The sequence below is a fragment of the Streptomyces sp. Ru73 genome (assembly GCF_002920575.1).
In the GTDB taxonomy this organism is placed as follows: Bacteria; Actinomycetota; Actinomycetes; order Streptomycetales; family Streptomycetaceae; genus Streptomyces.
This window is the reverse complement of sequence record NZ_PQSQ01000020.1, coordinates 23389-44351: the sequence shown is the minus strand read 5'-3', so window position 1 is coordinate 44351 and position 20963 is coordinate 23389. Positions and strand designations below refer to the sequence as shown.

The following is a 20963-nucleotide window of genomic DNA, read 5'->3' as shown; positions in this document are numbered from 1 at the left end:
GGCGGGTGGCCCGCCCTCAGCCCTTCGGGGTCAGGGCCACCCAGAGCGGGCCCCGTGCGAAGGGCATGCGGTGGCCCTCGGGTGTGGTGAAGGTGGTGCCGCCGTCCGCTGCCGGACGGGACCACTGGGCCTGGTACTTCTTGCCGTCGCGGAGGACCAGCGCGTCGCCCGAGCCGACGGTCTCGGTGTACGGGGTGACGCTGCCCCACTTGTCGTGCAGGCGGGAGGAGCGGACGGTCACGTACTGGATCACGACGGTCGCCACGCCCAGCTGTCCGGCACCGGTCGTGCGGAACGGCGTGCCGTCCATCGAGACCAGCCAGCGCTTGCGCTCCCCTGACCAGCTGAAGGAGAAGCGGGCGGCGGGATAGCGGACCTCCTGCTGGGTGGCCGGGGTGCCGCCGGAAGGCGCCGAGCCGAAGCGGAAGCCGATGTCTGCGGGGGCCGCGGCGCCGGAGGCGGCGTCCAGGGCGCGGGCCGGGCGCAGGTAGAGGTTGTGCGGCGCGGCCCGGTCGGTGCTGCGGACGTACGCGCCGGGCGCCTTGCCGGGCGGCAGCGCGTCGATCGGCGCCGACTCCAGCGTGGGGCGGAGCTTGGCCTGGGCGCCGGAGTAGGCGAGCGCCGGGTGGCCGAACTGGCGGAGGAGTTCGAGGTCGGACTCGCGGGCGCTGCGCACCGGACCCACCCGGTCGGGGAGATGGGCTGCGAAGACGGCCAGTATGCGGGACAGGCCCGCCTCGACCTGCTCGGTGTAGAGGATGTCGGCGTCCTCCAGACCGGTCTGCGGGCGCGCTGCGGAGACGTTGTCGATCTTGACGGCGAGCACCTTGTCGCCCGCGCCCCGCTCGCCGGTGAACGGCGACCGCCCGTCCCCGTCGCCCGCCTGACACCCCGCCACCAGCGGCGACAGCCCCGCGGCGAGCCCCGCCGCCAGCACGGCCCGCCGCGATCCGGTCCAGCCCGTGCCACTCGTCCACGCCATGGGGGTACCGCCCTTCGTCGCCGGTTCCCCCACAGCTTTCCCGCAATGACGGGCGGGGCGCACGATTCGCGTCAGGCGGGGCGCAGGAATCGCTCCAACGCCTCGACGACGAGGGCGTGGTCGTCGGCCTGGGCGAGCCCCGAGACGGCCACGGCACCGACGACGCCGGTGCCGCGGAGGCGGACGGGGAAGGCTCCGCCGTGTGCCGCGTACCGGTCGGGGTCCAGCCGGGAGGACTCCTCGAAGGTCCGGCCCTTGGCCCGGAAGCGGGCGCCGACCAGGAAGGACGCCTCGCCGTATCGCTCCACGACCCGGCACTTGCGGTCCAGCCAGGCGTCGTTGTCGGCGCTGGTGCCGGGCAGCGCGCAGTGGAAGAGGCGCTGGGCGCCGCGCCGGATGCTGATCGTCACCGCGGCGTTCCGCTCGCGTGCCAGCTCGACGAGGAGGGTGCCCAGCTCCCAGGCGTCCTCGTTGCCGAAGCGGTCGAAGACCAGGCGGCGTTCGTGCTCTTCGAGGGTGGCGATGTCGTCGGCGGCGGTCATCGGGCGGCCTCCTCGATCCGTACCGTGCGGCCCTCGGCGGCCGAGACCTTGGCGGCCTCCAGGACGCGCAGCGCCGCTGCCGCCTCCAGCGCGGTGACCGGCGGCTCGCCGCCCGTGCGCAGCGCCTCGGCGACGGCGGCGTAGTACGCGGGGTAGTCGCCCGGCAGGGTGGGGACGGGCTCGCCGCCGCCGGTCTGCGGGGACTCACCGGCGCCGATCCGGCCCCAGGCGGACTCGGGCTCCACGCCCCACTCGCCGTCGCCGCCGGGCCGCAGGCCCTCGCGCAGCGCCGCCTCCTGCGGATCCAGGCCGTACTTCACGTACCCGGCCTCGCTGCCGAGCACCCGGAAGCGCGGTCCGAGCTGGGCGGTGGTGGCGCTGACCCACAGGTGGGAGCGGACGCCGCTCGCGTGCGTGAGCGCAATGAAGGTGTCGTCGTCGGCCTCGGCGCCGGGGCGGCGCACGTCGGACTCCGCGTACACCGAGACGGCCGGGCCGAAGAGGGTGAGCGCCTGGTCGGCGACGTGGCTGCCCAGGTCGTACAGCAGCCCGCCGATCTCGGCCGGGTCGCCGGACTCGCGCCAGCCGCCCTTGGGCTTGGGCCGCCACCGCTCGAACCGCGACTCGAAGCGCCACACCTCGCCGAGCGCGCCCTCCTCGACCAGCTTGCGCAGAGTGAGGAAGTCGTTGTCCCAGCGGCGGTTCTGGAAGACGGAGAGGAGCAGCCCGCGGTCCTTCGCCAGGGTGGCCAGCCGCTCGGCCTCGGCGGCGGTGGCGGCGAGCGGCTTGTCCACGACGACCGGGAGGCCGGCCTCCAGTGCGGCCGTGGCCAGCGGGACGTGCGTCTTGTTCGGGGAGGCGAGGACGATCAGGTCCAGCTCGTCCGCGCGGGCCAGCACCTCGTCGGGCGTGGCCACCGTGCGCACCTGCGGGTGCTCGGCACGTGCCTGCGCCTGCCGGTCGGGGCTGGAGGTGGAGACCGTGTCGAGGACCAGGCCCTCGGTCGCGGCGATCATCGGGGCGTGGAAGACGGAGCCGGCCAGGCCGTAACCGATCAGGCCGACGCGCAGGGGGCTGCCGGGGAGTGCGGTACCGGTGGAGTCGCTCGGGCTGCTCATGGCTCCCACTTAAGCAACGCTGTTGCCAAAGTGCAAGCGGTCCCCACAATGGAGAGGTGAGCAGCGAACACCCGCCGACCAGTGCACCCCCGCTGAGCAGCGAACATGCGCTGAGCAGCGCGCACCCGCCCCCTTCCGGACTCCCCGTTTCGGACCCGGCCCGACGCGCTTCCGGCGCCAATCTCCCCCTGTTGCGCGGGCACAACGCGGCCGTGCTGCTCGGGCTGCTGCGTGCCGCGGGCGAGGGCGGCGTCAGCCGGCTGGAGCTGGCGGAGCGCAGCGGGCTCACCCCGCAGGCGGTCAGCAAGATCACCGCACGGCTGCGCGAGGAGGGCCTCGCCGCCGAGGCGGGCCGGCGCGCCTCCACGGGCGGCAAGCCCCGTACGGTCCTGCGGCTGGTGCCCGGCGCCCGGCACGCGATCGGCCTGCACCTGGACCGGGACGAGAGCGTCGCGGTCCTCGCCGACCTGGCGGGCGAGCCGGTCGCGGTCCGCCGCGCGCCGCTGGACCTGGGTGCGGGCGCCGAGGAGGTACTGGCGGCGGCCGCGGACCGGGTCGCCGAGGTGCGCGCCGCCGCGCCGGAGGCCCGGGTGATCGGCGCGGGCGTGGCCTGCCCCGGTCCGCTGGACCACCGTACGGGCGTACTGCACCGGGTGACCGGGCTCCCGCAGTGGGACGGTTACCCGCTGCGCGCCGCGCTCGCCGAACGGCTCGGGCTGCCGGTCGTGCTGGACAAGGACACCAACGCGGCGGCGCACGGCCTGGCGCAGCGGGCACGCGGCGCGGGCTCGTTCGGCTATCTGCACCTGGGCACGGGGCTGGGCGCCGGGCTGGTGCTCGGCGGCGCCGTGCACCGCGGGACACGAACCGGAGCGGGCGAGTTCGGGCACCAGGTGGTGCAGCTCGACGGGCCGCCGTGCGGCTGCGGCAAGCGCGGCTGCATCGAGGCACTGTGCCTCGCAGCGGCCGCGGCGGGCGACCCGGCGGAGGCGGCCCGCGTGCTCGGCGTCGGCGCCGCCAACCTCGTCGAGCTGCTGGACGTCGACCGCGTCCTGCTGGGCGGGCGCACGGTGCTGGCCGACCCGGACACGTACGTACGCGGGGTCGCCGCCTCGCTCGACGGCCAGCTGCGCGCGCACGGCGCGGGCGGCGCGCGCACCGTCCCGGTCGAGGCCGCGCCCGGCGGCCCGCACACGGTGGCGCTCGGCGCCGCCCACCTGGTCCTCGGCACCCTCTTCGCGGCGCCGCACGGGCCGTTCACCGCGGCGCGTCCGGCGGTCTGAGCAGCACGCCGGACGGGCGTGCGAGGATCGGCCGGTGGACTACCCGAAGGACCAGGCGCCCGGCGCGCCGATCAGAGCCGGCATCCCCGAGCACGGGCGCATCCCCAAGTACTACGCGGCCAAGGTGCGGATCGGCGAACTCCTCGCCGAACTGGGGGAGGGCGAGACGCTGCCGACCGAGCGCGAACTCGCCGTGCGGTTCGAGGTGTCCCGGGAGACCCTGCGCCAGGCGCTGCGCGACCTGCTCCTCGAAGGCCGCATCCGCCGCCTGGGCCGCGGCACGGTGGTGGCGGGGCCCAAGCTCGAACAGCCGCTGGCGCTGGCGAGTTACACGGAGGGGGTGCGCAAGCAGGGGCGCCGGCCCGGGCGCCATCTGATCGGCCTCGACCGCTTCCCGTGCAACGCGGCGCTCGCCGCGGAACTCGGCCTGCCGGCCGGCGAGCCGGTGTGGCACATGGAGCGGGTGCTGCTCGCCGACGACGAGCGGGTCGGACTGGAGAGCACGTACGTCGCGGTCGAGCGGGCACCCCGGCTGGACACGGACTTCACGCCCGACTCCTCCTTCTACGCCTACCTGCACGACCGGCTCGGCATCGGCTTCGGCGACGCCGACGAACGGCTGGAGACGGTGCTGGCCACGCCGCGCGAGGCGCTGCTGATCGGCACGCCGGGGGCGCTGCCGATGCTGTTGATCCACCGGATCAGCCGCGATACGGCGGGGGTGCCGTTGGAGCGGGTGCGGACGTTGTTCCGGGGGGACCGGTTCTCGTTCACGGCGAAGCTCGGCGACGCGCCGTAGGGCTGCGGCCCGGCCGCCGAGTGCCGCCACGTCGTGGCTGGTCGCGCAGTTCCCCGCGCCCCTGACGGGGCGCTGTTTCGCCAGCCCCTTGCATAACTAAAAGATAACGGGTCTAGGCCAAGCGTGATGGCCTGTTCACCGTCCCGTTGCCGCCCGGCCCGCGGTCGGCCACTCGGCGCGACGAGCGTCCTCGCCATGCGAGTCATAGTTGTCGGAGCCGGCGTGCTGGGGACCATGCACGCCTGGCAGGCGGTCGAACGCGGCCACGAGGTCGTCCACATCGAGCGGGAGGCCGAGGCCCGCGGCGCCTCCGTACGGAACTTCGGGCAGATCTGGGTCAGCGGCCGCGCGGGCGGCGAGGAGCTGGACACCGCGCTGCGGGCCCGCGAGATGTGGGAGGAGATCGGCGCCCGGGTGCCGGGCCTCGGCTTCCGCGCCATCGGCTCGTTGACCGTCGTCAGGAACGAGGCCGAGCGGGCGGTCGCGTACGCGGCCACGCAGCGGCCCGACGCCGCGGCCCGCGGCTACAAGCTGCTGGACGCCGAGGAGGCGCGGCAGCTCAACCCCGCGCTGCGCGGCGACTTCCTCGGCGCCCTGTGGTGCGAGCGGGACGCCGCCGTCGAACCCCGCGTCGCGCAGCGCGAGCTGAAGCAGGCGCTGCTGGCCTCCGGCCGGTACACCTACCTCGGCGGACACGAGGTCCGCGACGTCCTCGACGACGGCATCGGCGTACGCGACGACCACGGCGGGACGCACCGCGGCGACGCCGTCGTGCTGTGCACCGGCGCCTGGCTCAGCGGCCTGGTCCGCGAGCTGGTGCCGGGCCTCCCCGTCCGCCGCGTACGGCTGCAGATGATGCAGACCGACCCGCTCGGCGAGCCGCTGACCACCTCCGTCGCCGACGCGGACAGCTTCCGCTACTACCCGGCGTACGGCGGCGAGGCGCTGGACGCGCTCAACGCCACGCAGGCGCAGACGCCCACCGCCGCCGCGCACAAGATGCAGCTCCTGATGGTCCAGCGCGCGGACGGCGGGCTGACCATCGGTGACACGCACGAGTACGAGACGCCGTTCGCCTTCGACACCGTCGAGGAGCCGTACGAGCACCTGGCCGGCGTCGTCGAAGCGCTCCTCGGCCGCCCGCTGCCGCGCGTCCGGCACCGCTGGGCCGGGGTGTACGCGCAGTGCACCGACCCGCGCCGGGTCGTGCACCGGCAGCAGGCGCGCGACGGCGTGTGGCTGGTCACCGGGACCGGGGGGCGCGGCATGACCTGCTCCCCGGCGATCGCCGAGAAGACCGCGAACGCACTGGGATGGTGAGCGAGTTGACCACCGGAGCAGACATTCAGCTGGTCGTCCTCGACATGGCCGGCACCACCGTCGCCGACGGCGGCCTGGTCGAGCGGGCCTTCGACGCGGCCGCGCGGCACATGGGCGTCGAGCCGGGCACCCACGGGCACGCCGAGAAGCTGGCGTACGTACGCGCCACCATGGGCGAATCGAAGATCTCCGTCTTCCGGCACCTCTTCGGCGACGAGGCAGCGGCCCGGCGCGCCAACGCCGCCTTCGAGCAGGCGTACGGCGAGCTGGTCGACGGCGGGCTGATCGCACCCGTGCCCGGTGCCCGCGAGGCCATCGAGGCGATGCGGGACGCGGGCCTCACCGTGGTCCTGAGCACCGGCTTCGCGCGGGTCACCCAGGACGCGATCCTCGCCGCGCTCGGCTGGCAGGACCTGGTGCCGCTCACCCTCTGCCCGGCCGACGCCGGCGGACGCGGCCGCCCGTACCCCGACATGGTGCTCGCGGCGCTGCTGCGCACCGGCGCCACCGACGCCGTGCAGCGGATCGCGGTGGCCGGCGACACCTCGTACGACATGCTCTCCGGCCGCCGCGCCGGTGCCTCCGTCGTCGCCGGGGTGCTCACCGGGGCCCACGACAAGGACCAGCTGCTGGCCGCGGGCGCCACCCACGTCCTCGGCTCGGTCGCCGAACTGCCCGCCCTGCTCGGAGGGGTACGCGATGACCGCCCTGCTTGACGCGGCCCCGGGTACCGCGACCGCCGCCTCCGGCATCCGCTTCGAGGGCGTCTCCGTCGCGTACGGCACGCACACCGTGCTGGACGGCCTGGACCTGACCGTCGAGCCGGGCGAGGTGATGGCCCTGCTCGGACCCTCCGGGTCCGGCAAGACCACCGCGCTGCGGGCCGTCGCCGGATTCGTGACGCCCGTCTCCGGGCGGGTGCTGATCGGCGGCCGGGACGTCACCGGACTCCCGCCGTACAAGCGCGGCATCGGCATGGTCGTACAGAGCTACGCGCTCTTCCCGCACATGCGCGTCGCCGACAACGTGGCGTTCGGGCTGAAGGCGCGGAAGGCGCCGCGCGCGGAGATCGCCGCGCGGGTCGCCGAGGCGCTGGAGCTGACCGGCATGGCCGGGTACGCGCGCCGCTACCCGCGCGAACTCTCCGGCGGCCAGCAACAGCGCGTCGCCATCGCCCGCGCGCTGGCCATCCGCCCCGGCGTGCTCCTCCTGGACGAGCCGCTGTCCGCGCTGGACGCGCAGCTGCGCTCCGGCATGCTCGCCGAACTGGCCCGGCTCCACCGCGAACTGCCCGACGTGTCGATCCTGTACGTCACCCACGACCAGGTCGAAGCGCTCACGCTCGCGGACCGGATCGCGGTCATGGACCGGGCGCGGCTGCGGGACTGCGGCACGCCCCGCGAGCTGTACCGGGCGCCGCGCACCGAGTTCACCGCGTCCTTCGTGGGCAACGCCAACCTGCTGCCGGTGACGGCCGGTCCGGGCGGCTCCACCGTGACCTTCGCCGGCACGGAGCTGACGGTGCGCGGCACGGCGGGCGTGGCGCGCGGCGCGGCGGCCACCCTGTGCGTGCGGCCGCACCTGGTCGGGCTGGGGGAGGGGCCGAACGCCCTGCGCGGCCGGCTCACCGAGCTCCAGTGGCGCGGCGCCACCCACCGGCTGTACGCCGAGGTCGCCGGGCACCGGGTGATGGCCGACGTGCGCGAGCTGCGCACCGCGCCCGCGGTGGGCGACGAGGTGACGCTGCACTTCGCGGCCGAGGACGCGGTCCTGCTCCCCGCGGGGGCGGGTGCCGATGGTTAGCGTCACCCAGCGGGCGCGCCTCGGCGCCACGCGCCGGCCGCGTGCCCGCGCCCTCCCGCGCGTCCTGTGGGCGCTGCCGCCCGTCGCCGGGCTCGCACTGGTCTTCCTCTACCCGCTTGTCCTGCTGGTGCGGCAGTCGTTCACCCCGGACGAGGGCGGGGCGGCGACGGCCGCGTACGGCGAGGTGCTGGGCACGGCCGCCTTCCAGGAAGCGCTGGTCAACACCGTGCTGATCGCCGCCGGTTCGACGCTCGGCTGCCTGCTGCTCGGCTTCGTCCTCGCGCTGGTCATCGCCTTCGTGCCGTTCCCCGGCGCGCGGGCGCTCGGCCGGTTCGTCGATATCTTCCTGGCGTTCCCGTCCTTCCTGATCACCCTGGCGCTGCTGTTCGTCTACGGCACGACGGGCGTGGCCAACGGGGTGTGGACCGCGGCGACCGGCGCGGCGAGCGGCCCGTTCGACTTCCTGCACACGCCCTGGGGCGTGCTGCTGGCGGAGATCACGTACTTCACGCCGTTCGTGATGCGCCCGCTGCTGGCCGCGTTCTCGCAGGTGGAGACCGGGCAGCTGGAGGCCGCCGCGTCGCTCGGCGCCCGCCCGGCGCGGATCGTCCGCACGGTGATCCTGCCCGAGGCGCTGCCCTCGCTCGCGGCGGGCGGCGCGCTCGTCCTGGTCATGTGCCTGAACGAGTTCGGGATCGTGCTCTTCACCGGCGCCAAGGACGTGGTCACGCTGCCGGTCCTCGTCTACACGAAGGCCATCCTCGACGGCGACTACACCGGCGCGTGCGTCGTCGCGGTCGTCAACATCGCGCTGTCCGTTGCGCTGTACGCCGGCTACCGCGCGCTCGTGGCGCGCACCGGCCGCGAGGGAGGTGCCCGCCGTGCTCGTGCACAGCAATAAGGCGAAGGCAGCCGTGTGGGCGGGCTTCCTGCTCCTCTTCCTCCCGCTCTTCGCGCTGCCGTTCGCCGTCGTCCTGGCCGCGTCCTTCGCCACCACCTGGAGCGGCGCGCTGCCCTCGGGCCCGACGCTGACGCACTATCAGGACATCACCCGGGGCGACTCGCTGGACGCGCTGGTCACCAGCCTGCTGACCGCGCTGGCCGCGAGCCTGCTGGCGCTGGCCGCCGGGACCTGGGCGGCGCTGGCCGCGCAGCGGCTGGGCGGCCGCGGCAAGAAGGTCATCGACACCCTCTTCATGCTGCCGGTCGCGGTGCCCTCCGTCGCCGTCGGCCTCTCCCTGCTGGTCGCCTTCTCGCAGCCGCCGCTGCTGCTCAACGGCACCCGGCAGATCGTGATCATCGGCCATACGGTGCTGGTCACCGCGTTCGCCCACCAGTCGGTGAGCGCGGCGCTGGACCGGCTGGACCCCGCGTACGAGCAGAGCGCGGCGGCTCTCGGGGCCCGTCCGGCGTACGTCCTGTGGCGGGTGAAGCTGCCCCTCCTGCTGCCCTCGCTGACGGCGGCCGCCGGCCTGTGCTTCGCGCTCTCCATGGGCGAGCTGAGCGCCACGATGATGATCTATCCGCCCGACTGGCTGCCGCTGCCGGTCCAGATCTTCGCCACCACCGACCGGGGCGCCCTCTTCACCGGCGCCGCCCTCGCGGTGGCCCTGATGGCCGCGACGCTGATCGTCCTCCTCGGCGTCTCCCGCATCCGCACCAGAGCCTCCTACCGCTGACGCGCCCTCCGAAGGAGCCGGACACTCATGCGCAGCCACCTCAAGCCGATCACCGCCCTCTGCACCGCACTCGTCCTCGGGTCCGCCCTCGCCGCCTGCGGCGGAGCCGCCGCCGACCCGGACGCCAGGGAAGTCACCGTCTACAGCGCCGACGGCCTGAAGGGCGAGAAGGGCGACGGTTTCTACGACAAGGTCTTCAAGGACTTCGAGAAGAAGACCGGCATCAAGGTCAACTACGTGGAGGCCGGCTCCGGCGCGACCGTGCAGCGGCTCGCCCGCGAGCGGATGAACACCCAGGCCGACGTGGTCGTCACGCTGCCCCCGTTCATCCAGCAGGCCGACGGCAAGGGCCTGCTGCAGAAGTACGAGCCCGAGGGGTACGACCGGGTCGCCGCCGCCGACCGGGACCCGAACGGCAAGTGGACCTCCGTCGTCAACAACTACTTCTGCTTCATCTACAACAAGAAGCAGCTGAAGCGGCCCCCGCAGAACTGGCAGGACCTGCTGGACCCCACGTACCGGAACAAGCTCCAGTACTCCACGCCGGGCGTCGCCGGGGACGGCACCGCCGTCGTCATCAAGGCCATGCACGACCTGGGCGGCACCGACCCGGCCATGGCGTACTTCAAGAAGCTCCAGGCCAACAACGTCGGCCCGTCCTCCTCCACCGGCCAGCTCGCCCCGAAGACCGCCAAGGGCGAGCTGCTGGTCGCCAACGGCGACGTCCAGATGAACTACGCCACCATGAAGTCCATGCCGGACCAGGGCATCTTCTTCCCGGCGGCCGAGAAGGGCGGCAGGCCCTCCACCTTCGCGCTGCCGTACGCGGCGGGGCTGGTCAAGAACGCGCCGCACACCGAGAACGCCAAGAAGTTCCTGGACTACCTGCTCAGCCCGGAGGTGCAGCGGGAGGTCTCCGCGGTCGGCGGCGGCTTCGCGGCCCGCAAGGACGTGCACGCCACCGACGAGAACGCCAGGAAGCTCGCCGCCCTCATGAAGGGCGTCGAGGTCTTCGAGCCGGACTGGCAGGACATCGACAAGAACCTCGACACCTACATCGACGCCTGGAAGACGGCCACCGGCAGCTGACGCCTCTTCCGGCCGGACCGGCGAAGAGGCCCTCCCGTCGCCACGGGAGGGCCTCTTCTGCATGACGTACGCGGGACTCCTCCCGGCGCAGGTCACAGACCGAGCAGCGAGCCGCCCGTGGCGTCGATGTCCTGGCCGGTGATCCAGCGCGCGTCGTCCGAGGCGAGGAGCGCGACGACGTCACCGACGTCCGAGGCGCTGCCGATGCGCTTGAAGGCGGAGTAGGACTCGCCGTGGGCGCGGGCCGCCGGGTCGGCGAGCCAGGCGTTCGCGTCGGTCTCCGTGATGCCCGGGGCGACCGAGTTCACGGTGATGCCGCGGGGCGCCAGCTCCAGCGCGAGGGTGCGGGTGAGGGTCACCAGCGCACCCTTGGACGCGGCCGTCGCGGCGATGGTCGGGAACGCCACCCGGGTGAAGCCGGAGGTGGTGTTGATGATGCGGCCGCCGTCGCGCAGCCGGTCGAGGCCGAGCTTGATGATGAAGAACGGGGCCTTGATGTTCACGTCGAAGACCTGGTCGAAGGCGGCCTCGTCGGTGTCCTTGATGCCCGCCATCACCGCGGTGCCGGCGTTGTTGGCCAGGATGTCGAGACCGCCGCGGGAGTCGTGCGCGGTGACGGCCGCGTCGAAGGCCGCCCACAGCGCCTCGGCGTCGCCCGGCCTGCCCAGCTCGGCCTGGACCGCGAACGCCCGCCCGCCGGCCGCCTCGATGGCCGCGACCGTCTCCTTGGCCGCCTGCTCGTTGGTGTTGTAGTGCACCGCGACGAGCGCGCCCTCCCGGCCCAGCCGCTCGGAGATGGCCCGGCCGATGCCTCTGCTGCCACCCGTGACCAGTGCCGTCCTGCCCTTGAGCGAGCCCATGGCTCCGCCCCCTTAGTTCCGTATTGGTCGCTACAGAAAGGAAGCTAGCGCATTTTCTGAAGCGTTGGCTATAGAATTCAGGTGTGGCTACGAAACAGCGGGGCCGCCCGCGCTCCTTCGACCGGACCGCCGCGCTGGACAAGGCGATGCGGGCCTTCTGGGAGCGTGGTTACGAAGCGACGTCCATCGCCGATCTGACGCGGGCGCTGGGCATCGGGCCGCCGAGCCTGTACGCGGCCTTCGGGGACAAGGAAGCCCTTTTCAAGGAGGCCGTGGACTTCTACGTCCGGACCTACGGGGCATACCTGGGGGAGGCCCTGGACAAGGAGCCGACCGCGTACCGCGGTGTGCAGCGCGCACTGCGGGAGGCGGCCGGGGAACTGACGTCGGACGACCGCCCGCGCGGCTGTCTGGTCGTCTTCGGAGCGAACAACGTCACGGCGCACTCTTCAGGGGTGGAGAGCGAGCTGCTGCGGCACCGTCAGTCCTTCCAGCGGGCCTTCGAAGCGAGGATCGCCCGCGGAATCGAGGACGGCGACGTTCCCCGGGACACCGACCACCAGGCGCTGGCGCGCTTCACGGCCGCCGTCTTCCAGGGGATGTCGCAACAGGCCAGGGACGGCGCCAGTCGCCAGGACCTGGAGAAGATCGCCGACCTGGCGATGCTGGCCTGGCCCGGCAACTGAACCCGTCGGCGCCGGGGGTGGTGCCCGCCCCCGGCTGACTTAGGCTGTGGGCGTCGGCCGTACGTGCGTTTCGCAGGAGACGCGCGGCAACGGCCGGTGCCCTTGGCAGTCAGGCAGCAGTCCCCGTACGGCAGGAGTCCGGCAGTGGCAGAGCGCAAGCCGATCGAGTCATGGCTCACCGACATGGACGGTGTGCTGATGCACGAGGGTGTGCCGGTTCCCGGCGCCGACGCCTTCATCAAGCGGCTGCGGGAATCGGGCAAGCCGTTCCTGGTGCTCACCAACAACTCCATCTACACCCCGCGCGACCTCCAGGCCAGGCTCGCCCGCATCGGCCTCGAAGTGCCCTACGAGTCGATCTGGACCTCGGCGCTGGCCACCGCGAAGTTCATGGACAGCCAGCGGCCGAACGGCACCGCCTACGTGATCGGCGAGGCCGGGCTCACCACCGCGCTGCACGACATCGGGTACATCCTCACCGACCACTCCCCGGACTACGTCGTCCTCGGCGAGACCCGTACCTACAGCTTCGAGGCCATCACCAAGGCCATCCGGCTGATCAACAACGGCGCGGCCTTCATCGCCACCAACCCCGACGAGACCGGCCCGTCCAACGAGGGCCCGCTGCCCGCGACCGGCTCGGTGGCCGCGCTGATCACCAAGGCGACCGGCCGCGCGCCGTACTTCGTCGGCAAGCCCAACCCGCTGATGATGCGGCACGGCCTGAACGCCATCGGTGCGCACTCCGAGACCTCCGCCATGATCGGCGACCGGATGGACACCGACGTGCTGGCCGGCCTGGAGGCCGGGATGGAGACCTTCCTCGTGCTCACCGGCCTCACCGGGCCCGGCGACATCGACAAGCACCCCTTCAAGCCGTCGCACGTCGTGGACTCCATCGCCGACCTGGTCCAGCTCGTCTAGCGGACCGCCCCGCGTGACCCGTACGGAAGACCCCTCTCACCCCGTCGGCGCAGGGTGGGGCCGCTCCGGATGCGGGGCGGGCGGGAGGGGGGAACCTTCGGAGGTATCCGGAGGTTCTTATGAGTCCACCACGATTCACCGTCTGCACGTGCACGGTCTTCACCGCATGCGTGGTGCTGGCCGGCAGCGCGCAGCCGGCGGGCCGCCAGGAAGCGCGGCCCGGGCCGGCCGCCGCCACCGCGGGGGTGGCGGCGCGCCCTGTGCTGCCCGCCGCACCGGTGGCAGCGGCACACGTCCCGACGGCCGCTGAGCACCGGTCCCAGGGCGGCATGAACTCGGGCCGCTCGGCCGGCCTGGTGGTGGCCGGCGGGGTGGCCCTCGTCGTGATCGGCCGCATCGTGCACGTGCTGCGGAAGCGGGGTGGCGGTGATGCCGAATGAGCGCCTCGCCACCACCGGCGGGTACGGCCGGCTGCTGACCGGCGTCGCCTGGGCGGTACTGCTGCTCGGGCTGTGGGTGTGGGGGCGCGGCCCCGCCGACGGACAGCTGCCGGCGGCCACCACCGGGGACGTCGCCGCGGTGGGCCGGCCGGCGTTCCAGGAACTGCCCGGGGCGATCGGCCCGCTGCCCGCCGCCCGGCCCACCGCGGTCGCCGTCGGCGCGCTGGGCATGGCACACGCCGACGTGGTCCCGAGCCGCCCTGGCCCCAGGGCCGGTGCGCTGCCGCCGCCCGCCCGCGAGTCGGGCGACGTGGTCTGGGACGCGTCGGGACCGCAGCCCGGCCGGCCGGGCGTGGCGGTGCTGACCGGCCGCGGCGACGGACCGCGCCGCGCCGCCTTCGCCGGACTGGCCGACGTCCGCGCGGGAGAGACCGTACGGGTGGCCCGGTCGGACGGCAGCATCGCGGAGTTCACCGTGGAGGACGTGCGGGTGCGCCCGGCCGGACGGCTGGGCGAGCGGCAGGTCCGGGAGGCGCACGCGCGCGGCCGTGCCGAACTCCGCCTCGTCACCGGGGACGGGCCGCGCACCGTGGTCTCCGCCTATCTGACCGGCGTCAGCGGACCCTGAGGAGGCAGCACGCGTGCGGGAGACGGAACGCGGGAGAGGAGCGCCCGGCCCGGCCGGCGGTTCGCTCCCCCCTGAACCACCGGCCGACCGGTCCTCGACCGCCGCGATTCAGGACTGCGGGAGTTGCCCTGCCGCCGGCGGGAGGCGCCATCAAGCGCGCGTTCCAGGCCGGGGGCCGGGGCCAGAACCACACTCTAGAACGCCCGCGCGGCCCCCGTACAGGGGGCGTCGGAAGCGGGCCGTAACAGGTTGCCCACTCGCCGTCGCCGGTGCACACGGGTGTGCCAGGATTGCTGCGACCGGCCAAGTTCCGTGCTCCGAGGGGGGAGTGGTGGATGTACGGCGTTGTACCCGGACCCGGGGGGACTCCGAGCGGACGGTGCGGTGACCGCGGCAGACGAGGCTTGTCCGTACCGGTGGTGGCGGCCCTGCTGCTGACGGCCGGCGCGCTGGCCGGATGCTCCTCGTCCGGCGGGTCCGGCGAGAGTACGGGACCGCCGGGCCAGCGGCCCAGGGCCACCGTGCCGTACTGGGTGAACCCGGACGGCAAGGCCGCGCAGCAGGCCGCCGCGTACCGCAAGGACGGCAAGCAGGACGACGCGAAGCTGATCGACCGCATCGCGACCCAGCCCGTCGCCGAGTGGATCGGCGTCGACGACCCGCAGGGCGAGGCCCGCGGCTTCACCGAGGCAGCGGCGAAGGCGAAGCGCGACGCGCTGCTGGTGCTCTACAACATCCCGCACCGCGACTGCGGCAGCTACTCCAAGGGCGGCGCCGCCGACGGCAACGCCTACCGGGCCTGGCTGGACGGGGTCATCAAGGGGATCGGCGACCGCGCGACGACGGTGATCCTGGAGCCGGACGCGCTGCCGCACATCGAGGACCAGTGCACCCCTGAGCAGTTCCACGAGGAGCGGTACGCACTGCTGACCGAGGCCGTCGGCAAGCTCAAGGCGCTGCCGCACACCAAGGTCTACCTGGACGCGGGGAACCCGCACTGGATCAAGGACCCGGGGCGGATGGTGGAGCCCCTGAAGCGGGCCGGCATCGACCGCGCCGACGGCTTCGCGCTCAACATCTCCAACTACCAGACCACAGCGGAGAACGTGAAGTACGGCCGCAAGCTCTCCGCGATGGTGGGCGGCAAGCACTTCGTCATCGACACCAGCCGGAACGGCAACGGCCCGGCGCCGGGCGGCGACGACCCGGAGAACTGGTGCAACCCGCGCGGCCGGGCGCTGGGCGAGCCGCCCACCGTCAAGACCGGTGACGGCCTGGTGGACGCGTACCTCTGGATCAAGCGTCCGGGGGAGTCGGACGGCACCTGCAAGGGCGGCCCGCAGGCCGGCAAGTGGTGGCCGTCGTACGCGCTGGGCCTGGCCCGCAACGCGAAGTAGTTCCGGCACCGGACACGAGAGAGGGGGCGCCCCGGGCGCCCCCTCTCTCACGTCCCGGTCAGCCGGTCAGCCTGTCAGCCGGTCAGCCGGGTGGTGGGCACGTGCACCCACACCGCCTTCGACGGGGTGCCCTCGGCGTCGACGGCGATGACCATGTACCAGCCGGGCGGTACCAGCGACGGGTCCTTGGGCAGCGTCGTGGTCACCGTGTCGCCCTCGGTCGTGAAGTCCAGCGCCACCGAGCGCTGTTCGACGTTGGTGACATGGGTGAACGAGCCGGGCCTGATCAGCCGCAGCTTCTTCAGCGATGCGCTGTGCGCCGACCGGAAGGAGACCTGCCCGCCGAGCCGTACGGTCGTGGAACCCGCGGCCTTGAGGTCGGGGCGGGCGCCGTGGAAGAGGTAGGGCGGGGTGTAGAGGTCGATCTGCTGCTGGAAGACGCCCGGTCGGGTGTTGTCCTTGTCCGCGAAGAGCGAGTCGGAGCCGAAGGTCATCACCCGGCCGTCGGGCAGCAGCAGCGCGCCGGAATGGTAGTTCCGGCCGACCAGCGGGTCGGCGACGCGGCGCGTGGCGTTCGCCGCCGGGTCGTACAGCTCGGCCCTGAGGATGTTGGAGTCGCTGCGGCCGCGGTAGTCGCCGGAGCCGTTGGTGGTCAGCACGGTGTCGTCCGGCATGATCACGCTGCTCGGATAGCGGGCCTTCGCGTACAGGTCCGGACCGTCGTGGAAGCGCGGCTTCGGGTCGGTGAGGTCCACGATCCGGGTCTTGGCCGTCGCACGCGGGTCCTCGCCGACCCCGCCGCCGCCGAGGACCATGTACCGCTGGTCCTGTGCGGGCGGCAGCAGCACGGACATGGAGGTCTCCAGGATGTCCGGATCGCTCATGCCGGGCACCACCCGGAACTTATTGCTCTTCAGGTCCCAGATGCCGGGCGTGCGGCCCTTGTTGTCCGGGCCGTAGCCGGCGTTGGAGCCGGTGTAGAAGACCTGGCCCTTGCCGGAGAGGAAGAGCGCCGGGTAGGTCGGGAAGAACCGCTGCTTCGGCAGGTAGGTCCACTTCTTGGTCTTCGGGTCGTACAGCTCGTTCTTGCCGGGGACGACCTGGCCGATCTCGTCCAGCCCGGAGACCGCGAGGACCTTGCCGTCGTCCAGTGAGGTCAGCGTCGGGTACCAGCGGGCCTCGTTCATCGGGTCGACGCGGAGGTACCGCTCGGCGACCGGGTCGAACTCGAAGGAGTCCTTGATCCCCTGGAAGTCCTTCTTGTCGAAGGAGAGCTTCTGCGCGATGCCGTAGAAGTTCCGCGCGTCCGCGCCGGTCAGGCCGTGGATGCGGTAGTTGTCCTGGGCGCCGGTGGCGTACGCGCGGCCGTCCTTGCGCGCCTCGACGTAGACCCGGGCCTCGCTGTGCTCGACCCGGACCTTCCCGGTGGCCCTGTCCTTGATCTTCTTGGCCCGCGGCACCACGACCGGGTCCTTGGAGACGAAGGTCTTGCCGTTCTCCTTGCCGGTGAAGAGGGTGCCGGCGGGGAAGGTCTTCGGGCCGTCCGGGTCCTCGTTGTAGATGATCATCAGGCCGCCGGCCTTCTTCACATCGCCCTTGAGCGTCTCGTAGCGCTGGGTGCCGCCCGCGACCAGGAGCTTGCCGTCCGGGAGCTGGGTGTGGCCGGAGCAGAAGAGGTCGGTGGGCGTGGGGATGTTCTTGAAGGTGTTCTTCGCCGGGTCCCACAGGACCGTGCGGAAGGACTTCGCCCGGAAGTGCGCCGCGTTGTTGCCGGAGCCGGCGACCAGCAGCACCTTGCCGGTGTGCAGCAGGGCCGCGTGAATGGTGTTGATCTTGTACTCGGACGGGACGTCCAGCACGTCCCAGTGCCCGTTCCGCTGTTTGTACTCCGGCCGGTTGATCTTGTACGAGTGGTACTGCTCCGAGGCGAAGCCGTACACCGCCGGGCCGTTCATCGCGGCCAGGGCGGTCACCGCCACCGCGCCGATCCCCAGACGGCGTGTGCGGCGGCTCGGTCGGTATCTCATCGGTTGGTTCCCCCCACGGGAATCTGCATGGTCTGCGCTGTGCGGTCCTCGGCGGCCCCGCCCCCGGCGCTCCGGGCGGCCCCCGCCGCCTCGGCGGTCCCGGTGACCCCGGCGGTCCCGGCGGGCTGCGGCGGTGCGGGCGGTCCGGCCCGGTGCCGGCCCGCGTCCCGGCGCAGGGACCAGCGCCACACGGCGATCGGCGTGCAGCAGACCAGCAGCGCCAGCACGGCCCAGGTGATCATCGCCGGGTGGGCATGGCCGAAGAAGAAGGAGGCGGTCAGCGAGCCGCCGAAGACCAGGAGGAAGAAGAGGTGCACCCGGAAGGTCCCGAAGAGGGTGTCGGGACTGGAGGAGTCGCCCTTGGGGGTCACCACGAACCGGCTCTTGCGGCGCAGCGCGGCGTCGAAGAGGGAGCGGGCGTAGATCGGCGCGGAGAGCGCGGACATCAGCATGCCGGCCACGCCGCCGGAGCCCTCCGGCTCGTGCGGGGAGACGTTGTGCCGGCGGTTCCACACGTAGAGGCCGATCTGGAGCGCCGAGGCGTTGCCGTAGAGCATCATCCACACGGCCGGGTCGATCTGGACGCCGGAGGCGCCGAGCCCGAGGAAGAGCGTGCAGCTGAGGGCGGCGAGTATCCAGTTCAGCGCGGACATCGGGTAGAAGATGACCATCATGGTGTAGTTGAAGAGGCGGCCCGGTGACAGCGTGAAGGGCGCCTTCCAGAACTGCTTGAGCAGCGTCTCGTACGTCCCGCGCGACCAGCGCAGCTGCTGGGTGAAGAAGTCCGTCCAGGCGGTCGGGCCCTCGCCGACGGCGAGCACGTCGGGGGTGTAGACGGAAGCCCACTTCTTGCCCGTGGCGGGGTTGCGGTGGCGGTGCATCTCGAAGCCGGTGGCCATGTCCTCGGTGATCGAGTCGTACAGCCCGCCGATCTGCTTCAGGGCCTTGATGCGCACCGCGTTGGAGGTGCCGACGAACATGGGGGCGCCGTAGCGGTTGCCGGCCCGCTGGATCAGCGCGTGGAAGAGGAACTGCTGCGACTCGGCGGCCTTGGTGACGAAGGTGTCGTAATTGCCGTACACCTGCGGGCCGATGACGAAGCCGACGTCGGGGTCGCGGAAGTAGCCGAGCATCCGCTCGAGGTAGTTCGGCAGGGGGACGTGGTCGGTGTCGACGGAGGCGAAGAAGTCGTAGTCGTCGCCGTGTGCCTGGAGCCAGGCGTTGTAGTTGCCGTGCTTCGTTCTCGCACGGTGCGGGCCCTTCGCGCGGTTCCACTCCGGTATGCCGTGCCGGGTGAAGTGGTGCACCCCGAGTCTCGCGCAGACCTCTCTGACCGCGGGGTCGTCGCCCTCGTCCAGCAGCCAGACGTGCACGACGCCGCGGTGCCGCACCCGGACCGCGGCCTCCAGCGTCTTCGTGACCATCTCCAGCGGCTCCTTGCCGGGCACGAAGGAGGTGAGGAAGGCGACGCGGGTGCCGCTCTCGGGCTCGACCGGTATCGGATCGCGCGCGACGAGGGTGGCGTGGGCGTTGGAGAGGACGTTCATGCAGCGGAAGAACTCGATCAGGCCGATCGAGACGAGCATGACCACGTCGAGGGCGGGGAGGAAGGCGAACTGCGGGTAGTCCCGCTCGGTCCAGTGGGCCGGCTGCAGCAGCCAGACCAGGAGCCCGAAGGAGACCAGGGGCGCGGCGCCGAGCAGCAGGGCCGCGCGCAATCGGTGCGGCTCGTCGGCGAGGAGGCTGCGGTACCTGACCTTGTACGGCTTGCCCGGCTCGGGCCGGGTCAGCGGGCCGGCCAGCCGGCTGTAGTGCTCGTAGTCGTAGCGCGGCAGCGGCGCGGGCTGCTGCGGTCGCCTGCGGTACTGGCGCGGCAGGCGTAACCGCGTCGTCGCGGACGGGTCGTACTGGTGTTCCTGCCGGGCGCCGGTAGGCGTCGACGTCATGACTCCATCCCCCCGCACGCAGAACTGGCTGCGTGTCCGTCTGTTCTCGTCCCGGGCCTCCGGTCCCCCTGACCGGCCCGGGCGCTGTGGTCTCGGCCGCCCACGCACACAGATGTGCGCCGCCCGCCGTCCGGTCGCCCCCGTCGTCATGGCGGCGCGCGGGGTTCCCCGACCCCTCGTCCGGCGCAGCCGCTGATGCTTCCCCCACATGCGCGTCAAGGCCATCTTCGACCCATCCGCCACGTCAGGGTCCCTAACCGGCCTTCATGATCGCAAGGGCGGAATGAGGTACTTGCGGAAGGTTCGGGCGTATGGGCGGACTCGAAGTAGTGTGCGGTGGTCCGTGCGCCCTCTCCTTGGGGCGGGGCGTCCCCTCGGCCGGATGCGGGTGTTACCGGTCGCCCGAACTGCGCAGCCGGTGACGGATGTTGTCGAAGTGATCGCGGACGGCCCGCTCCGCACGGGGCCCGTCGCCCTCCCGCACCGCCGCCACGATCTCCTCGTGCTGACGCACCGTGGTGTCCGGATCGGCATGGGCCGGGACGAGATCGGTGCGCACCCGGTGGAAGGCGTCCCAGAACGCCTCCAGCACCTCGCTCAGCAGAAGGTTGTCCAGACCGCGATGAAGAGTGGCGTGAAACGCGCGGTCGGTCTCGGCACGGACGCCCCCGGCCGCCGCCTCCGTCCGCATCCGCGCCACGATCGCGTCCAGCTCGGCCAGGTCCGCCGCCGGCACCCGGCCCGCCAGCCGTGCGATCAGTCCGGTCTCCACCGCCTCGCGCAGCTCCAGCAGCTGCAGCAGGCTGTCCTCGCCCCGGTAGTGGCCGGCCACCGTACGGAAGGTCAGGCCCTCGATCATCGGCGCCATCGACATCGGCCCCACGTAGGTGCCGAAGCCGTGGCGGATCTCCACGATGCCCATCGCCTGGAGCGCCTTCAGCGCCTCGCGCACGGAGTTCCGGCTGACCCCGAGCAGCTCCATCAGCTCCGGCTCGGTGGGCAGAGGCGCGCCGGAGGGCAGCCGCCGGTCGATGATCAGCCTCTTGATCCGCTCCTGGATGTCCCTCGCCATTCCGTGACTCTGCACCCCGGCACACCCTTTTGACCAGCGGTCCCGCCAGGAGAAGCCGTCAAGAAACGACCAAGGCCCCCTCGCCGTGACGAGGGGGCCTTGCCCTTACGTGCGCCGCCAGGGACTCGAACCCCGGACCCGCTGATTAAGAGTCAGCTGCTCTAACCAACTGAGCTAGCGGCGCGCGCTGACCTGGAAAACTCTACACGAACTCCAGGGGTGCTCCGGACCACGGACGACCGCCCCGCACCCCGCCGAACGTGTGAGGTGTGACACTCCTGCCGGTATCCGGGCGGCCCGGCTTTTCTTCCGCGTGTCGCTTCCCCTGCCCCGGGGTCCCGCCGCATTTCGGACCGGCGGTTCGCCGG

The 20963-nt window shown here is 72.6% G+C and carries 20 protein-coding genes and 1 tRNA gene; 13 read left to right on the top strand and 8 right to left on the bottom strand.

From position 1 onward, the window contains the following. Positions 1 to 16: 16 nt before the first annotated feature. From C3486_RS12260 to C3486_RS12250, 3 genes are all read right to left on the bottom strand, one after another. Entirely contained in the window at positions 17 to 982 is a 966-nt protein-coding gene (locus C3486_RS12260) for a DUF3048 domain-containing protein (protein WP_103832664.1), read from the bottom strand. 71 nt (positions 983 to 1053) lie between these two features. Continuing rightward, positions 1054 to 1524, bottom strand: coding sequence for a heme-degrading domain-containing protein (locus tag C3486_RS12255; RefSeq protein ID WP_103832663.1), 471 nt, complete (start codon positions 1522 to 1524; stop codon positions 1054 to 1056). Further along, entirely contained in the window at positions 1521 to 2642 is a 1122-nt protein-coding gene (locus C3486_RS12250) for a Gfo/Idh/MocA family oxidoreductase (RefSeq protein ID WP_103832662.1), read from the bottom strand. The genes C3486_RS12255 and C3486_RS12250 overlap by 4 nt, the downstream gene beginning before the upstream one ends. A 191-nt stretch (positions 2643 to 2833) precedes the next feature. Here C3486_RS12250 and C3486_RS12245 point away from each other — a divergent pair, with 191 nt between their 5' ends. From C3486_RS12245 to C3486_RS12210, 8 genes are all read left to right on the top strand, one after another. Further along, positions 2834 to 3925, top strand: coding sequence for an ROK family protein (locus tag C3486_RS12245; protein WP_374936855.1), 1092 nt, complete (start codon positions 2834 to 2836; stop codon positions 3923 to 3925). Between the two features lie 34 nt (positions 3926 to 3959). Beyond that, positions 3960 to 4724 (top strand): GntR family transcriptional regulator, encoded by a 765-nt coding sequence (locus C3486_RS12240; RefSeq protein WP_103832661.1) that lies wholly within the window; start codon positions 3960 to 3962, stop codon positions 4722 to 4724. 195 nt (positions 4725 to 4919) lie between these two features. After that, positions 4920 to 6044: a TIGR03364 family FAD-dependent oxidoreductase gene (locus C3486_RS12235; protein ID WP_103832660.1), complete on the top strand. Its 1125-nt coding sequence runs from the start codon at positions 4920 to 4922 to the stop codon at positions 6042 to 6044. A gap of 5 nt (positions 6045 to 6049) precedes the next feature. Further along, positions 6050 to 6760: a phosphonatase-like hydrolase gene (locus tag C3486_RS12230; RefSeq protein WP_374936854.1), complete on the top strand. Its 711-nt coding sequence runs from the start codon at positions 6050 to 6052 to the stop codon at positions 6758 to 6760. After that, positions 6744 to 7847 (top strand): ABC transporter ATP-binding protein, encoded by a 1104-nt coding sequence (locus tag C3486_RS12225; RefSeq protein WP_103832658.1) that lies wholly within the window; start codon positions 6744 to 6746, stop codon positions 7845 to 7847. The genes C3486_RS12230 and C3486_RS12225 overlap by 17 nt, the downstream gene beginning before the upstream one ends. Beyond that, positions 7840 to 8748: a 2-aminoethylphosphonate ABC transporter permease subunit gene (locus C3486_RS12220; protein ID WP_103832657.1), complete on the top strand. Its 909-nt coding sequence runs from the start codon at positions 7840 to 7842 to the stop codon at positions 8746 to 8748. The genes C3486_RS12225 and C3486_RS12220 overlap by 8 nt, the downstream gene beginning before the upstream one ends. After that, entirely contained in the window at positions 8729 to 9526 is a 798-nt protein-coding gene (locus C3486_RS12215) for an ABC transporter permease (RefSeq protein WP_103832706.1), read from the top strand. Before C3486_RS12220 ends, C3486_RS12215 begins: the two co-directional genes overlap by 20 nt. A gap of 27 nt (positions 9527 to 9553) precedes the next feature. Next, the gene (locus C3486_RS12210) at positions 9554 to 10615 is read left to right on the top strand and encodes a 2-aminoethylphosphonate ABC transporter substrate-binding protein (protein WP_103832656.1); all 1062 of its coding nucleotides are present in this window, start codon (positions 9554 to 9556) and stop codon (positions 10613 to 10615) included. Between the two features lie 92 nt (positions 10616 to 10707). On the opposite strand, the gene C3486_RS12205 is transcribed toward C3486_RS12210, so the two are convergent. Further along, positions 10708 to 11475 (bottom strand): SDR family oxidoreductase, encoded by a 768-nt coding sequence (locus C3486_RS12205; RefSeq protein WP_103832655.1) that lies wholly within the window; start codon positions 11473 to 11475, stop codon positions 10708 to 10710. A gap of 83 nt (positions 11476 to 11558) precedes the next feature. On the opposite strand from C3486_RS12205, the gene C3486_RS12200 reads away from it, so the two are divergent. From C3486_RS12200 to C3486_RS12180, 5 genes are all read left to right on the top strand, one after another. Next, positions 11559 to 12161 carry a TetR/AcrR family transcriptional regulator gene (locus C3486_RS12200; protein WP_181138522.1) on the top strand — a complete coding sequence of 201 codons (603 nt, stop codon included), beginning with the start codon at positions 11559 to 11561 and terminating at the stop codon, positions 12159 to 12161. A 144-nt stretch (positions 12162 to 12305) separates the two neighbouring features. Next, positions 12306 to 13085 (top strand): HAD-IIA family hydrolase, encoded by a 780-nt coding sequence (locus tag C3486_RS12195; protein WP_052867035.1) that lies wholly within the window; start codon positions 12306 to 12308, stop codon positions 13083 to 13085. 119 nt (positions 13086 to 13204) lie between these two features. Further along, complete coding sequence (locus tag C3486_RS12190) at positions 13205 to 13525, top strand: hypothetical protein (protein WP_103832654.1); 321 nt, start codon at positions 13205 to 13207, stop codon at positions 13523 to 13525. Beyond that, positions 13515 to 14153, top strand: coding sequence for a class F sortase (locus C3486_RS12185; RefSeq protein ID WP_103832704.1), 639 nt, complete (start codon positions 13515 to 13517; stop codon positions 14151 to 14153). Before C3486_RS12190 ends, C3486_RS12185 begins: the two co-directional genes overlap by 11 nt. Positions 14154 to 14488: 335 nt before the next feature. Beyond that, positions 14489 to 15550 (top strand): glycoside hydrolase family 6 protein, encoded by a 1062-nt coding sequence (locus C3486_RS12180; protein ID WP_103832653.1) that lies wholly within the window; start codon positions 14489 to 14491, stop codon positions 15548 to 15550. A 74-nt stretch (positions 15551 to 15624) separates the two neighbouring features. On the opposite strand, the gene C3486_RS12175 is transcribed toward C3486_RS12180, so the two are convergent. From C3486_RS12175 to C3486_RS12160, 4 genes are all read right to left on the bottom strand, one after another. Beyond that, positions 15625 to 17577: a kelch motif-containing protein gene (locus C3486_RS12175; RefSeq protein WP_103832652.1), complete on the bottom strand. Its 1953-nt coding sequence runs from the start codon at positions 17575 to 17577 to the stop codon at positions 15625 to 15627. Then, on the bottom strand, positions 17574 to 19523 hold the full coding sequence (locus C3486_RS12170; protein ID WP_103832651.1) for a glycosyltransferase family 2 protein: 1950 nt from the start codon (positions 19521 to 19523) through the stop codon (positions 17574 to 17576). The genes C3486_RS12175 and C3486_RS12170 overlap by 4 nt, the downstream gene beginning before the upstream one ends. 391 nt (positions 19524 to 19914) lie before the next feature. Beyond that, positions 19915 to 20595: a FadR/GntR family transcriptional regulator gene (locus tag C3486_RS12165; protein ID WP_103832650.1), complete on the bottom strand. Its 681-nt coding sequence runs from the start codon at positions 20593 to 20595 to the stop codon at positions 19915 to 19917. Positions 20596 to 20705: 110 nt separating this feature from the next. Next, positions 20706 to 20779 (bottom strand) — tRNA-Lys (locus tag C3486_RS12160). Between the last annotated feature and the right edge of the window lie 184 nt (positions 20780 to 20963).

Bases quoted from the DNA above. Each gene is read 5' to 3' on its own strand.
- C3486_RS12170 (WP_103832651.1), bottom strand. From the start codon at position 19,523: ATGACGTCGACGCCTACCGGCGCCCGGCAGGAACACCAGTACGACCCG.
- C3486_RS12225 (WP_103832658.1), top strand. From the start codon at position 6,744: ATGACCGCCCTGCTTGACGCGGCCCCGGGTACCGCGACCGCCGCCTCC.
- C3486_RS12180 (WP_103832653.1), top strand. From the start codon at position 14,489: ATGTACGGCGTTGTACCCGGACCCGGGGGGACTCCGAGCGGACGGTGC.
- C3486_RS12220 (WP_103832657.1), top strand. From the start codon at position 7,840: ATGGTTAGCGTCACCCAGCGGGCGCGCCTCGGCGCCACGCGCCGGCCG.
- C3486_RS12260 (WP_103832664.1), bottom strand. From the start codon at position 982: ATGGCGTGGACGAGTGGCACGGGCTGGACCGGATCGCGGCGGGCCGTG.
- C3486_RS12235 (WP_103832660.1), top strand. From the start codon at position 4,920: ATGCGAGTCATAGTTGTCGGAGCCGGCGTGCTGGGGACCATGCACGCC.
- C3486_RS12185 (WP_103832704.1), top strand. From the start codon at position 13,515: ATGCCGAATGAGCGCCTCGCCACCACCGGCGGGTACGGCCGGCTGCTG.
- C3486_RS12255 (WP_103832663.1), bottom strand. From the start codon at position 1,524: ATGACCGCCGCCGACGACATCGCCACCCTCGAAGAGCACGAACGCCGC.
- C3486_RS12210 (WP_103832656.1), top strand. From the start codon at position 9,554: ATGCGCAGCCACCTCAAGCCGATCACCGCCCTCTGCACCGCACTCGTC.
- C3486_RS12250 (WP_103832662.1), bottom strand. From the start codon at position 2,642: ATGAGCAGCCCGAGCGACTCCACCGGTACCGCACTCCCCGGCAGCCCC.
- C3486_RS12190 (WP_103832654.1), top strand. From the start codon at position 13,205: ATGAGTCCACCACGATTCACCGTCTGCACGTGCACGGTCTTCACCGCA.
- C3486_RS12205 (WP_103832655.1), bottom strand. From the start codon at position 11,475: ATGGGCTCGCTCAAGGGCAGGACGGCACTGGTCACGGGTGGCAGCAGA.
- C3486_RS12175 (WP_103832652.1), bottom strand. From the start codon at position 17,577: ATGAGATACCGACCGAGCCGCCGCACACGCCGTCTGGGGATCGGCGCG.
- C3486_RS12165 (WP_103832650.1), bottom strand. From the start codon at position 20,595: ATGGCGAGGGACATCCAGGAGCGGATCAAGAGGCTGATCATCGACCGG.